At 61.1% G+C, this 13,247-nt stretch carries 15 protein-coding genes; 14 read left to right on the top strand and 1 reads right to left on the bottom strand.

The window, feature by feature from the left end; all coding sequences use genetic code 11:
• The first annotated feature begins 58 nt into the window (after positions 1–58).
• The 14 genes from HMPREF9237_RS04505 (at position 59) to HMPREF9237_RS04570 (ending at position 12,955) form a co-directional block, all read left to right on the top strand.
• Positions 59–874: a polyphenol oxidase family protein gene (locus HMPREF9237_RS04505; RefSeq protein WP_016442551.1), complete on the top strand. Its 816-nt coding sequence runs from the start codon at positions 59–61 to the stop codon at positions 872–874.
• A 34-nt stretch (positions 875–908) separates the two neighbouring features.
• Positions 909–1,322: a cell division protein SepF gene (locus tag HMPREF9237_RS04510; RefSeq protein ID WP_016442552.1), complete on the top strand. Its 414-nt coding sequence runs from the start codon at positions 909–911 to the stop codon at positions 1,320–1,322.
• A complete protein-coding gene (locus HMPREF9237_RS04515; protein WP_016442553.1) occupies positions 1,322–1,615 on the top strand; it encodes a YggT family protein in 294 nt (97 codons plus the stop codon). The genes HMPREF9237_RS04510 and HMPREF9237_RS04515 overlap by 1 nt, the downstream gene beginning before the upstream one ends.
• Before the next feature lie 96 nt (positions 1,616–1,711).
• Positions 1,712–2,293 (top strand): DivIVA domain-containing protein, encoded by a 582-nt coding sequence (locus tag HMPREF9237_RS04520; RefSeq protein WP_016442554.1) that lies wholly within the window; start codon positions 1,712–1,714, stop codon positions 2,291–2,293.
• 5 nt (positions 2,294–2,298) lie between these two features.
• Complete coding sequence (gene lspA / locus HMPREF9237_RS04525) at positions 2,299–2,901, top strand: signal peptidase II (protein WP_016442555.1); 603 nt, start codon at positions 2,299–2,301, stop codon at positions 2,899–2,901.
• Between the two features lies 1 nt (position 2,902).
• Complete coding sequence (locus HMPREF9237_RS04530; protein ID WP_016442556.1) at positions 2,903–3,823, top strand: RluA family pseudouridine synthase; 921 nt, start codon at positions 2,903–2,905, stop codon at positions 3,821–3,823.
• Positions 3,820–4,365: a GNAT family N-acetyltransferase gene (locus HMPREF9237_RS04535; RefSeq protein WP_016442557.1), complete on the top strand. Its 546-nt coding sequence runs from the start codon at positions 3,820–3,822 to the stop codon at positions 4,363–4,365. Before HMPREF9237_RS04530 ends, HMPREF9237_RS04535 begins: the two co-directional genes overlap by 4 nt.
• Before the next feature lie 10 nt (positions 4,366–4,375).
• Positions 4,376–7,909, top strand: coding sequence for a DNA polymerase III subunit alpha (gene dnaE / locus HMPREF9237_RS04540; RefSeq protein WP_016442558.1), 3,534 nt, complete (start codon positions 4,376–4,378; stop codon positions 7,907–7,909).
• 89 nt (positions 7,910–7,998) lie between these two features.
• Positions 7,999–8,973 (top strand): metal ABC transporter substrate-binding protein, encoded by a 975-nt coding sequence (locus tag HMPREF9237_RS04545; RefSeq protein ID WP_231366668.1) that lies wholly within the window; start codon positions 7,999–8,001, stop codon positions 8,971–8,973.
• Complete coding sequence (locus tag HMPREF9237_RS04550) at positions 8,964–9,713, top strand: metal ABC transporter ATP-binding protein (RefSeq protein WP_016442560.1); 750 nt, start codon at positions 8,964–8,966, stop codon at positions 9,711–9,713. The genes HMPREF9237_RS04545 and HMPREF9237_RS04550 overlap by 10 nt, the downstream gene beginning before the upstream one ends.
• Positions 9,710–10,570, top strand: coding sequence for a metal ABC transporter permease (locus HMPREF9237_RS04555; protein ID WP_016442561.1), 861 nt, complete (start codon positions 9,710–9,712; stop codon positions 10,568–10,570). Before HMPREF9237_RS04550 ends, HMPREF9237_RS04555 begins: the two co-directional genes overlap by 4 nt.
• Entirely contained in the window at positions 10,557–10,985 is a 429-nt protein-coding gene (locus HMPREF9237_RS04560; protein WP_016442562.1) for a Fur family transcriptional regulator, read from the top strand. Before HMPREF9237_RS04555 ends, HMPREF9237_RS04560 begins: the two co-directional genes overlap by 14 nt.
• A gap of 2 nt (positions 10,986–10,987) precedes the next feature.
• Positions 10,988–11,512: a VTT domain-containing protein gene (locus tag HMPREF9237_RS04565; RefSeq protein WP_016442563.1), complete on the top strand. Its 525-nt coding sequence runs from the start codon at positions 10,988–10,990 to the stop codon at positions 11,510–11,512.
• Positions 11,513–11,557: 45 nt separating this feature from the next.
• Positions 11,558–12,955 carry a glycine--tRNA ligase gene (locus HMPREF9237_RS04570; RefSeq protein ID WP_016442564.1) on the top strand — a complete coding sequence of 466 codons (1,398 nt, stop codon included), beginning with the start codon at positions 11,558–11,560 and terminating at the stop codon, positions 12,953–12,955.
• On the opposite strand, the gene HMPREF9237_RS04575 is transcribed toward HMPREF9237_RS04570, so the two are convergent.
• Positions 12,952–13,188: an RNA-binding S4 domain-containing protein gene (locus HMPREF9237_RS04575; RefSeq protein ID WP_016442565.1), complete on the bottom strand. Its 237-nt coding sequence runs from the start codon at positions 13,186–13,188 to the stop codon at positions 12,952–12,954. The two genes, HMPREF9237_RS04570 and HMPREF9237_RS04575, sit on opposite strands and share 4 nt — an antisense overlap.
• Between the last annotated feature and the right edge of the window lie 59 nt (positions 13,189–13,247).

The raw sequence follows: 13,247 nt of genomic DNA on the forward strand, positions 1-13,247 counted from the left end.
AAACCGTGAAAAAGCTCGAGAACTAGGGAAACATAGGGCATAGGAAACTCAAGCAGCAATGACTCGTAGCGCTCTGGTGGAGTGGGTAGCGGATATCTCCGTGCCCGGTGGCCGCATCCGGGCGGGATTCACATCCCGTGCCGGTGGGGTATCCCGTGCTCCTTTTGCGGGCCTCAATGTGGCCCACCACGTCGGGGATGACCCCGCCGCCGTGGAGCGTAACCGAGCTCTGCTCGCCGAGCAGATCGGGCAGCGCCCCGTCTATATGGACCAGGTGCACGGGGACCACCTTGAAGATGCTGGCGTTCTGACTTCCGCCGGCACCTTCGTGGCCCCCGGCACCGATGGCCTCCTCATTGACATCCCGCTTAGCCCGGGTACCGCACCGGTACCGATGGGTGCTGCAGCGGTGGTCATGGTGGCCGATTGCCTCCCATTGCTCCTGGTGGCACGTGATCGCCCCGCCGGAGCTGCGGTGCACGTGGGTCGACGCGGGCTGGAGGCTGGTATCGGGCCGGCCGCCGCGCGCTCTCTCGGGCCGGAGCGCCTTATCGCCTACCTGGGCCCGTCCATTTGCGGACGCTGCTACGAGGTACCTGAGGAACTCCGGGCCAGCGTTGCCGCACGCGTTCCGGAAGCTGCCGGGCGCACCGCCTGGGGCACACCTTCCCTTGATATTGCGGCCGGGCTCACTGCCCAGCTGCGCGCCGTCGGTGTGTCTGAGATCCATGTCAGTCCTCGGTGCACCCGCGAAGATCCAGATTTTTATTCTTACCGACGTGCATCGCGCACCGGCCGCTTCGCCGGCGTGCTCGCGGTGGACTGCAACGCCCCAGCGGCGCGCCGTGCTGACAAGGCCGGGCGCGTCGCCTAACGTAAAACGAGAACAGCGAGAAGGGTTGGCTGCTATGGGAATGTTCCAGCGTTTTGTCTCCAAGGCAACGCTTAACGACGACGAGTACCTGGATTACCAGGACGACGCCGATTACTACGAAGATGATTACGAGGCCGAAGCGGAAAGCCCCGTCAGCGAAATTCACGCTGTGGAGCAGCCCGTGGATATCGCCCGCATCATCACCGCTAAGCCGCGTTCCTTCACCGAGGTGCGGGGCTTCGCCGAACAATTCCGCGACGGCCTGCCCGTCATTATCAACCTGGCGGAAGCCGACGACGTTGCACGCAATCGCATTGTCGATTTCGCCACCGGAATCTGTTTCGGGCTACACGGGGATCTCAATAAGATTTCCGCGGACGTCCTGCTCATGACCCCGCGTACCGTTCGCATGGAAAACCAGCGCCCGGAGTCGCGCGATTCGTTCTAATGGCAGTACTTGGAATTATTCTTTCCACCCTCATCAGCATCTATCTTTTGGTGCTGCTCGCGCGGGTGATTATTGATCTGGTGACTATTGCGGCGCGTGATTGGCGCCCCAGTGGCGCCCTTCTCGTTATCGTTAATATCGTCTACGCACTCACGGACCCGATTCTCAATCTGGTGCGCAAAATCATCCCGCCCTTGCGGCTGGGAGGCATTGCGATTGACATCGGTTTCATCGTTGTTTTTATCGTGCTTCAAATCCTCAATGGGATAATTTTACGTATCTTTGTCTCGTAGTTCGCCCAGATGAGGTAGGCTTTATCCGAGAGCCGTGTGCTCATAACACAGCTACGTGCTCTTAACACAGTTTCGTTACACTACTTGAGGTGAGAAATGGCAATGCTCACGGCACAGGATGTCATGGATGTCCGCTTTAAGCGCCCGGAAACCGCGGAGACCGGTTACGACGAGGTACAGGTCGACGAATTCCTTGACGCGATCTACGAAACCATCGTCGATTTGTCGAAGCAGCTCCAGGAAGCGGAGAATCGCGCCACCGTCGCCGAAGCGCGCGTGACCGAACTCCAGAACGGTTCGGGTGAAGAACCCGCAGCGCCGGACCAGGCCACAACCACCGCGTCCTTCGCTCAGCCCACCGGCACCGTTGGGGAACAGGCCGCCGCCGTGCTTCAGATGGCACAGCAAACCTACGAAGAACTCGTGGCCCGCGGTGAAACCGAGAAGGCTCAGAAGATCCAGGATGCGGAAACCCGCAGTGCCAAGATCATCGAGGATGCCGAAGCCCAGTCCAACCGTACCCTTGCCCAGCTGGAGCAGGAACGTGGCCTGGTGGAACGCAAGATCTCCGAGCTGCGTGACTTCGAGCGTGATTACCGCACGCGCCTGCACAGCTACCTGGAGACGCTGCTCGCCAACGTCGATTCTGGCGCGCAGGAACCCGAAGCTCGTAACTAGTGCGTATGGTGAGGCGAAGCACCTCATGGTTCCTCATCCTCGTGGGGGCGCTGGCCGTGGTGGCCATCGACCAACTCACGAAGCAGTGGGCCATCGCTAACCTCAGCCAAACGGAGCGCATCGCCATTGTGGGGGATGCCCTCGGGCTGCACCTGGTCTTTAACCCGGGTGCAGCATTCTCACTGGGGGCAAATTCCACTCGCGTTATTACCGTCATCGCGCTTGTTGTGGTGCTTGCGGTCTTCCCAGCTCTCGCGGCGCGGGTACGCCACCGGTGGATCGGCGTGGGCCTGGCCCTCATGTGGGGTGGCGCGGCCGGCAACCTCATCGATCGGATCTTCTTCGAGCCGGGCGGTTTCGCCGGGCACGTGGTCGATTTCATCGCCTACTTCGACTGGTTCGTGGGAAACGTGGCCGATATTGCGCTGGTGGCCGGGGCTGTGATCATGATCGTCGTCGCGTTCTTTATGAACGACGGCGCAGCTGCGGGATCCGCGGACTCAGGCGCGACTCCGGATACCGCCGCGCTTCCGCTCTCCCAGTTGGCAGATACGGTGCATCCATCAGATTCTGTGCCCGCGCCGGGCGGCCCCGAGCGAGGCGACTAGCATGTGGCGGACCTATCCGGTCACGGAAGAATTCACCGACGTACGTATCGATGCAGCCATAGCGCGCCTGACCGGCCTGTCCCGAGCCGAAGTGCAGCGCCTGATCGATGCCGGAGATGTGCTCTTGGACGGCAACCCAGTGCCGAAATCAGTGCGGCTACGCGCGCAGAGCATCCTGGAAATCAATATTCCTACCCCGCGCACCGTTGCCCCGCGCGGGGGAGATATCCCCATCCCCATCCTCTACGAAGATGCCGATCTGGTGGTGGTGGATAAACCGGCCGGCCTGGCGGCCCACCCTTCGCTCAACTTCACCGGCCCGGACGTGCTGGGCGCCCTCATGAACGCCGGGGTGCAGCTCTCCGCCTACGGCCCGGCCGAACGCAAGGGGATTGTGCATCGCCTAGATGTGGGAACCTCCGGGTGCATGGTGGTGGCTAAATCGGAACGTGCCTACGTGCTGCTCAAGGACGAGTTCCGCAATCGTGTTCCTGAAAAGATCTATCATGCCCTCGTTCAGGGGCATCCCGACCCGCTTTCCGGCACCGTGGACGCACCCATCGGGCGTGATCCGCGCCACCAGTGGAAAATGGGAGTGCGCTCAGATGGGCGCCACTCCATTACGCACTACGACACCCTGGAAGCGATGGCCGGAGGCAGCCTCCTCCAGGTTCACCTGGAAACCGGGCGTACCCACCAGATTCGGGTGCATATGTCCGCCCTCGGCCACCCCTGCGTAGGCGATGCTACCTACGGGGCCGATCCGGGGCTGAGTGAAACGCTCGGCCTGACCCGCCAGTGGCTGCACGCCACTCACCTCGGCTTCGAACATCCGGACGGCACCTGGCGCGAATTCGAGGCACCCTACCCGGAAGACCTCGCCACCGCTCTCGAGCGCATGCGCGCGGGAGTTTTTTCATGACGACGGCGCACGACGGCGCGCCGCGGGACGGTGCGCCGCAGCCCACCGTCCCGCCGTCCGCCGCGCCACATACCGCCGTGCCGCAACGCGGAGCCACTCAGCTGCGCTGGCTCGAGGGAGACCTGGAACGGGCCCGCGCTATCCGCATCGAGGTCTTCTGCGGGGAGCAGGGCGTGCTGCTGGAAGAAGAACTTGACGACATAGACGAACGTGCCCACCACGTCGTCGTCGAAAATAATGCGGGTGAAGCATTAGGTGCGGCACGGGTTTACGCAACCACGGAGGGCATCGTACACCTGGGGCGGGTCTGCGTGCGCCCTTCCGCCCGCGGCCTGGGCATAGGGCGCTTCCTGTGCGAGGCCGCGGCCCAGATTGCGCTGCGCGAATTCGGACACGCCGGGCAGGTGCGAATTGTCCTCGACGCCCAAGAGGACAAAATCGGCTTCTACCGGGCCCTCGGCTACGAACTCACCACTCGTGGACCCTTCCTAGACGCGCGCATCTGGCACCGGGAAATGGCGCGGATAGTGAGCGCTGGATAGACTAGGCCCCATGGCCGCTCCCTCAGATTTCGTTCACCTCCACACCCATACCGAATACTCCCTGCTGGACGGGGCCGCTAAAATCAAGCCCTTGGTGGCGCAGGCCGTTGCCCAAAATCAAAGTGCGTTGGCCATTACTGACCACGGCTACTGCTTCGGCGCCTACGAGTTTTACCGAGCCTGTAAAGACGCGGGTATTAAGCCGATTATCGGGGTGGAAGCCTATATGACCCCGGGTACCTCGCGGTACTCCAGCAACCGGGTGCTATGGGGGGATGAATCGCAGCGCAGCGATGACGTGTCCGCGCGCGGGGCCTATACCCATATGACTTTGCTTGCCACCAATAACACCGGGATGCATAACCTTTTCCGGCTTGATTCGCGTGCCTCGCTGGAGGGCCAGATGGGCAAATGGCCCCGCATGGATCTCGAACTCCTCGAGGAGCTGCACGAGGGCCTCATCGGCACCGCAGGCTGCCCCTCCGGGGAGGTACAAACCAGGCTGCGCCTGGGGCAGCACGCCGAAGCTCTGGAAGCTGCCGGGCGGATGCAGGAGATTTTCGGTAAAGAGAACTACTTCGTGGAAATCATGGACCACGATAACGAAATCGAGCGGCGCACTCGCAATGACCTGCTCGACCTCGCGAAGAAAATCAATGCGCCGCTACTGGCCACCAATGACTCGCATTATGTGCGTGCGGAGGACCATTCCGTCCAGGATGCCATGCTCTGCATTAACTCCGGTTCCACCCTCCAGGATCCCAATCGTTTCAAATTTGATGGGCACGGCTACCATCTGCGCTCCACCGAAGAAATGTATCGCCTTTTTGGGGATCTGCCCGGGGCGATGGAAAACACCCTGCTGGTGGCCGAACGCTGCAATATTTCCTTCACTACGGCCGCTGAAGGCGCCAATTACATGCCGGTCTTCCCGGTGCCTGAAGGGGAGGACATCACTTCCTGGTTTATTAAAGAAGTGGAACGCGGCCTGCATTCGCGCTACGGGGAACATATTCCCGATCACGTGCGCCAGCGTGCCAATTACGAAGTGGAAGTTATTGTCCAGATGGGCTTCCCCGGCTACTTCCTCGTGGTTTCCGATTACATTCTCTGGGCCAAACGCAATGGCATCCGAGTGGGCCCGGGGCGTGGCTCCGGGGCCGGCTCCATGGTGGCCTACGCGCTGCATATCACCGAATTGGATCCCATCGAACACGGTCTCCTCTTCGAACGTTTCCTCAACCCGGAACGCGTATCCATGCCCGATATCGACGTGGACTTCGATGAACGCCGCCGCGGGGAAGTCATCGCCTACGTGGAAGATAAATACGGGCATGACAAAGTTTCCCAGGTGGTTACCTTCGGCACCATTAAAACGAAGCAGGCTCTCAAGGATGCCTCTCGGGTGCTCGGCTACCCCTTCGACATGGGTGAACGTCTCACCAAGGCCCTCCCGCCCTCGGTTATGGGCAAGGACATCCCGCTTTCCGGCGTGTTCGATGAGAAGAATTCTCGCTATATGGAAGCCGGGGAATTCCGCGATATGGTCTCCACCGACGTGGATGCCAAACGCGTTTTCGACCTGGCCCAGGGTATTGAAGGCCTCACCCGCCAGTGGGGCGTGCACGCCTGCGCCATCCTCATGTCCTCCGTCCCGCTCACAGATGTTATTCCGGTGATGAAACGCCCGGCCGACGGCGCGGTCATCACCCAATTCGAATATCCCGAATGCGAGGACCTTGGCATCCTCAAAATGGACTTCCTGGGACTGTCCAATCTCACCACCATTGAAGACGCCCTGGAAAATATCGTGGCGAATAATAAAGAGCCGCTCGATATTGACAGTGTTCCCCTCGATGATGAACGCACCTTTGAGCTGCTCCAGCATGCCGATACCCTCGGCATTTTCCAGCTGGATGGTTCGGGGATGCGCACTCTGCTCAAGCAGATGAAACCCACCAACTTCGAGGACATTTCTGCCGTTTCTGCGCTCTATCGCCCCGGCCCCATGGGGATGAATTCCCATACCAATTACGCGCTGCGGAAGAACGGTCTGCAGAAAATCGAGGCGATCCATCCCGAGTTGGAGGAGATCCTCGAGCCGATTCTGGCCCCCACCTACGGCCTGATCGTCTATCAGGAACAGATCATGCAGATCGCCCGGACGGTCGCCGGTTTCACCATGGGCCAGGCAGATTCGCTGCGTAAAGCCATGGGCAAGAAGAAAAAAGACGTCATGGATAAGATGTACGTCGATTTCGAAGCCGGGATGGTGGCCCAGGGCTTCAGCAAGGACGCGGTGAAAACCCTGTGGGGCACCATGGAACCTTTCGCGTCCTACGCGTTCAACAAGTCCCATTCAGCTTGCTACGGCGTGATTTCCTACTGGACGGCTTACCTGAAAGCCCACTATCCGGTGGAATACATGGCAGCCCTCCTCACCTCGCGTAAAGACAATAAAGACAAAATGGCGGTCTACCTCGGGGAAGCTCGCCGTATGGGCATCAAGGTGCTGGTCCCCGATGTGAACGAATCCCTGGCGAATTTCTCCGCTGTGGGGGAGGAGATCCGCTTCGGTCTATCCGCGGTGCGCAACGTGGGCGCGAAAGTCGTGGACGGCATTATTAGTGCCCGCGAAGAGAAGGGTGCTTTCACTTCCTTCCAGGACTTCCTCGATAAGGTTCCCCTCGAGGTCCTCAATAAGCGCAGCGTGGAATGTCTTGTACGCGCCGGGGCTTTCGATTCCATGGGCTATACCCGCCGCGCTTTGCTCTCCAAAGTCGCCGAGGCGGTGGACGCCGTCGTCGCCCTGAAGAAAAATGAAGCGGTGGGGCAGTTTGATTTGTTCGGCGGTTCCGAAATCGCCGGTGGGGTGGAGGTTGATATCCCCGAGCTGCCCGAATGGGATAAACGCGAAAAGCTTAATCTTGAGCGCGATATGCTCGGCCTGTATGTTTCCGACCATCCACTGTCCGGCATGGAACATATTTTGGACCGTGCGGCGGATACCACGGTGGTGCGGCTTTTGGACGACGACGCCGCAACGGACGGGCGGACCGTGACCCTGGCCGGACTTGTGACAGCTGTCCAGCCGCGCATCTCCAAGAAAAACGGGAAGATGTGGGCGACGATTGTCCTGGAGGATATGACGGGTAGTACGGAAATTAACTTCTTCCCGGCTACCTATCAGACCGTGGCCGGGCTGCTCGCCCCGGACCAGGTAGCGATTATTACCGCGCGTGTCTCGGATCGGGATGGCAATATTCAGCTTTCCGCCCAAGATATGAAAATTCCCAGCGGTGACTTGCTCCCGGATTCGCCCGTGGATGTGCAGCTGGCTGAGCGTATCTGCACCCGCGATCTGCTCGGGCAATTGAGCGATTTGCTGCGCACCTACCCGGGTAGTGCCCCGGTGCGGCTCCATATCCAGCGCCCCGGACGCACCTCGGTGGTGCAGGTGGGGCAGGAGTTCTACGTCAAACCCGAAGCGCGTTTCTTCTCCGATCTCAAGGTGCTCCTCGGGCGAAACTGCTTGGTCTCGTAGCAGCATCAGGTGCCGCGGCTACGCGCGTCCGGCGGGGGTTGGCACGACCGCTGCGGCGCGGGTACGGGCGCGTTGGGTAGACTGGCCGGGTGAAGAAAACTTTGACTCGTATGGCGGCGCTGCTCGGATGTACAGCGCTGCTGGGAACCACCGCGCTGCTGGCCGGATGCCAGCCATCCTCCACCTCGCCCGCGGGCGGTGCCGCAAGCTCCGCGGCTGCATCGAGTGCGGATACCGCGCGCATTGGTGTGACGGCATCTTTCACCCCGATCCGGTGGCTCGCCGAACAGATCGGCGGGGACTACGTGGAGGTCAGCTCTGCTACCCCCACCAATGTAGAACCCCATGACTACGAGTTCTCCCCGAAGCAGGTCGCGGAACTAGAAGCCACGGACGTCATCTTCTACGTTGCCGGATTCCAACCCTCTCTCGATGCGGCGATCTCTACCATCGGGGGCGATAATGCTGTCAATCTGGCCGATGCCGCCAAGCTGGTTCACCACCGCGGTCTGGCTGATAACCACGGGGATGAAGCCACCGAAGCCGGGCGTGTTCTGGACCCGCATTTCTGGCTCGATCCGGTGCGGATGCGAGACGTGGGTGAGGCAATCACCGCCTCGCTCTCCTCGATGGACCCGGAACACCGCGCTGATTTCGAGGCGAATTTCGCGCGCCTCAAGCAGGAGCTTTCCGATCTCAATTCGCGCTACTCCACCGGTCTTGCCCAGTGCGCTACCACCACGGTGGTTTCCTCCCACGCGGCCTTCGGTTATCTCACGGACCGTTACAACCTTGTTCAGGTGGGAATCTCAGGAATTGACCCGGATCAGGACCCCTCCCCGCTCGATATTTCCGAAGTGAAACGCATAATGGCGGAAACCGGGACCCGCACCATCTTCGCGGAAGTCAATAGCCCCGCGAAAACCGCCGAAGCTATCGCCGCGGAAACCGGGGCGAGCCTCTCCTCGCTGAGCACCGCGGAATCCGATCCGGAGGGCGCGGGTTACCTGGCCATTATGGATACCAACCTCGCCCATCTGCGTGAGGGATTGCAGTGCCAGTAAGTCCGTCCCCGGCACCCCGCGCGGGCGTGGTCCCCGTTGCGAGCATGGCAACGGCGCAGCCTGCGGTTTCCCCGGCCCTCTTCGCGCGCGATCTGTGCATTACCCTGGGCGGGCGCGAGATCGTGCATTCGGCGCACCTGGAGATAGCGACCGGGGAATCGGTGGGGATCTTCGGGCCCAATGGCTCGGGCAAATCAACTCTGGTCAAAGGGCTTCTCGGCGTCGTTCCCCATACCGGAACCGCGCAGGTTTTCGGGGTGGATACGGCCCGGCCCCGCCGGGTGCCCTGGCACCGGGTAGGCTACGTGCCCCAATCGATGGTGCACGCCGGCAATCTGCCTGCCACCGCGCTGGAAGTGGTGCGCTCCGGTTTGCTGTCCGGTCGTCACCTCTTTGCGGATAAAGGGAAAGCGGCCCGCGCGGCCGCCTATGAGGCCCTCGCCGCGGTGGGTTTGGAGAACCGCGCCCAGGATCCGGTGCGGGTCTTTTCCGGCGGGCAGCAACACCGCGTCATGATCGCTCGCGCGCTGGTGCGACGCCCCGATCTGCTGGTTCTTGACGAACCCTTAGCCGGGATTGATGCACGCGCCCGTGCCGATCTGGCCGATATTCTCACCCGCTTGCACGGCGCAGGCCTCACCCTCGTTATGGTGCTCCACGAACGCGGGGAACTTGAGCACCTGGTGGGCCGCGATATTCAGGTATCCGATGGCTACGTCCACGGGGGAGTGGCGCAATGATCGCAGATATTCTTTCCTCGCCCCTCATGATGCGTTCCCTGCTGGTAGCGGTACTCGTGGGGCTGGCCGCACCGGTGGTGGGCAGCTACCTCGTCCAACGCGGCATGGCCCTCATGGGCGACGGCATCGGCCACGTCGCTCTGACCGGAGTGGCTCTCGGCTGGTTGACCGGTACCTGGTTGCACGGCCAACCCGAACGTTTTGCGGTGCCCGGTGCGCTCATTATCGCGGTGCTCGGCGCGCTCATTATCGAATGGGTGCGATCCTCGGGGATAACTTCGGGAGATACCGCACTTGCGATTTTGTTTTACGGCGGCATTGCTTGCGGGGTGCTGCTCATTTCCCTCGCGGGTGGGACGACGGCGAACCTTAACTACTACCTCTTCGGCTCAGTTACCACGGTCACGGGGCATGACGTGTGGTACACGGTGGCCCTCACCGTGGTGATTCTCGCGGTGGGTATCGGGCTGCGCGGCCCGCTCTTCTCCGTGACGAACGACGAAGATTTCGCGCGCGCCTCGGGCCTGCCGGTACGGGCGTTTAATATCCTCATCGCGGTCACGGCGGCCCTCACGGTGGCGGTCTCCATGCGGGTAGTGGGCATTCTGCTGGTCTCGGCCATGATGATCGTGCCGGTGGCCACCGCCCAGCTGGTGTGCTCCTCCCTGGCGCACACCCAGCGCCTGGCCATGGGGCTCGGATGCGGAGCCGCACTTGTCGGATTGGTCATTACCCGCTATGTTTCTGCCTCTCCCGGGGCTATGATCGCGGTGATTCTCATTGCCGGGTACGCCGCCGTGGCAATGATATCCACGCTGGTACGGCGCAACCACAGGAGGGTTCATGAACGCGTCTAAACCGCGGGTAACTGCCCAGCGGATCGCCATTTCGAAGATGGTGGAAACGATCCCGGAATTTGTTTCCGCCCAGGAGCTCCACGAAAAGCTCTCCCGGGAGGGCCGGCGCATCGGCCTCGCCACCGTCTATCGCACCTTGCAGGCCATGGCGGAGGAAGGGATTCTCGACACCATGCAGGAGGGTACCGAAACCCTCTATCGCTATTGCGAAACCGAAGAACACCACCACCATCTCATGTGCCGGCGCTGCGGGAAAACCGTGGAAATTACACTCGAAGGTGCCGAAGATTGGGTGCGTTCCATCGCCACGGCCAACGGATTCTCGGATGTGGACCACACTCTTGAACTCATTGGACTCTGTTCCGATTGTGCCGCGCAAACATCCGGGCGGAGCCGGGAAGGAACGGATCGCTGAGCATGGATTCTTTCTCATTCCTGGCCGGGCGTTCCTTTGCCTTCGTCTATCTTTTCCTTTTCCTTGTTGTTTCCTTGCGTTCCAGTGCCACCTTCTGGCTGGGGCGCTATGCCGCCTACTTGGTGGCCCGGCAGCGCGAACCGCGCAATCGCCTCGCTTACCGCGCCTGGGCTTGGGCGCATGACGAACGCGTGATCGCGGCCTCGCAGCGGGTGGCGCGCCGCGGCTGGCCTCTCGTCACCCTCTGCTTCTTCACCATCGGCGTGCAAACCGTCATCCTCATCGGTGCCGGGCTTACCCGCATGAGCGGCTGGCGTTTCACCTTGGCCGCGCTGCCCGGCTGGCTGGGGTGGGCAGCGATCTACTCCACGGTGGGTATGCTCGCCTTGCGAGCGGTGTGGGCAGCTATTTTCGGTAACCCGTGGGGAATTGCCGCAGTGGTGGTGCTGGGCGTCGTCGTCGCATATTTCCTTTTCGTTTTCCGCACGGGTCGGGACCGCGCGGAAACGGGCGCGGCGGTAGACTAGACGGGCCACGCATCATCCGGATGCGCGCAATAGAAAGGAACAACGTTGGCTAAGCCTGCTCCCTCCCGTCTCGATAACGTTATTTCTTTGGCCAAGCGCCGCGGTTTCGTTTTCCCCGCCGGGGAAATTTATGGCGGCACCCGCTCGGCCTGGGATTACGGCCCGCTGGGAACCGAGCTCAAAGAAAATATTAAGCGCCAGTGGTGGCGGTACATGGTGCAAAGTCGCGATAACGTTGTTGGCATTGACTCCTCCATCATTTTGCCGCGAGAAGTGTGGGTGGCATCCGGGCACGTCGGTGTGTTCAACGATCCCCTCATCGAATGCCTCAACTGTCACAAGCGCCTGCGTATGGATCAGCTCCAGGAAGCCCAGGCCGCGAAAAAGCATATTGACGACCCGGATTCCATTCCTACCTCGGAGCTGGGCTGCCCGCATTGCGGGGTGAAAGGCCAATGGACCGAGCCGCGCGATTTTAATATGATGCTGAAAACCACCCTCGGCCCGGTGGAAGACGAATCCGGTCTGCACTACCTGCGCCCGGAAACTGCCCAGGGTATTTTCGTCAACTTCGCGAATGTACAAACCACCTCGCGGAAGAAGCCGCCTTTCGGCATCGGTCAGATCGGCAAGTCTTTCCGCAATGAAATCACCCCCGGAAACTTCATTTTCCGCACCCGTGAATTCGAGCAGATGGAACTGGAATTCTTCGTCAAACCCGGTGAGGACGAAGAATGGCACCAGTACTGGATTGACCAGCGCCTGGATTGGTACAAGAACCTGGGGATCAACCCGGAGCACTTGCGCCTGTACGAACACCCCAAGGAGAAGCTCTCCCATTACTCCAAGCGCACCGTGGATATCGAGTACAAATTCGGTTTCCAGGGGTCGGATTGGGGTGAGCTGGAAGGCATCGCCAACCGTACCGATTTTGACCTGACCACCCATATTAAGCATTCGGGTAAGGATCTGTCCTACTTCGACCAGGCCAGTGGGGAACGCTATGTTCCTTACGTGATTGAGCCCTCGGCGGGGCTCACCCGTTCGCTTATGGCTTTCCTCGTGGATGCCTACGTGGAAGATGAAGCCCCCAATACCAAGGGCGGGGTAGATAAGCGTACCGTGCTGCGTCTGGATCCGCGCCTGGCACCCGTCAAGGCCGCGGTGCTCCCGCTCTCGCGTAACGAGAAGCTCACCCCCTTGGCCGCGGATCTTGCCGCGCGCTTGCGGGCCTCGTGGAATGTTGATTTCGACGACGCCGGGGCGGTCGGGCGCCGCTACCGCCGCCAGGACGAAATTGGCACCCCGTACTGCGTTACCGTGGACTTCGATACCCTCGAGGATCAGGCGGTGACGGTGCGTGACCGTGACACCATGGAGCAGGTCCGTATCCCGCTAGAGAAGGTGGAGGGTTTCCTAGCCCAGAAACTGGTGGGCTGCTAAAGGCTCGTAACTCGTACGCGCAGCGCGCCGCGCGGCTGGGCGAGGGCAACCACATCGCCGTCGCGCAGTGCGCTGCCGCGTCGGGTTTCTACCCGACCGTTCACGCTAATATCGCCTGCCTCAATAAGTTCGCGGGCTTCGGCGCCCGAAGCAGCCAGCGATGCTAATTTCACGAACTGGCCGAGTTTAATCGGCAAACGAACCTCGATGTTGGGGATATCAGCTTCGGTCACGATGGTCCTTTCACGTGGGCGGAGTGCTGCCTTCTACTTTAGCGCGGCGCTGCTAGCAT

The sequence above is a fragment of the Actinotignum schaalii FB123-CNA-2 genome (assembly GCF_000411135.1).
Taxonomy (GTDB): domain Bacteria; phylum Actinomycetota; class Actinomycetes; order Actinomycetales; family Actinomycetaceae; genus Actinotignum; species Actinotignum schaalii_A.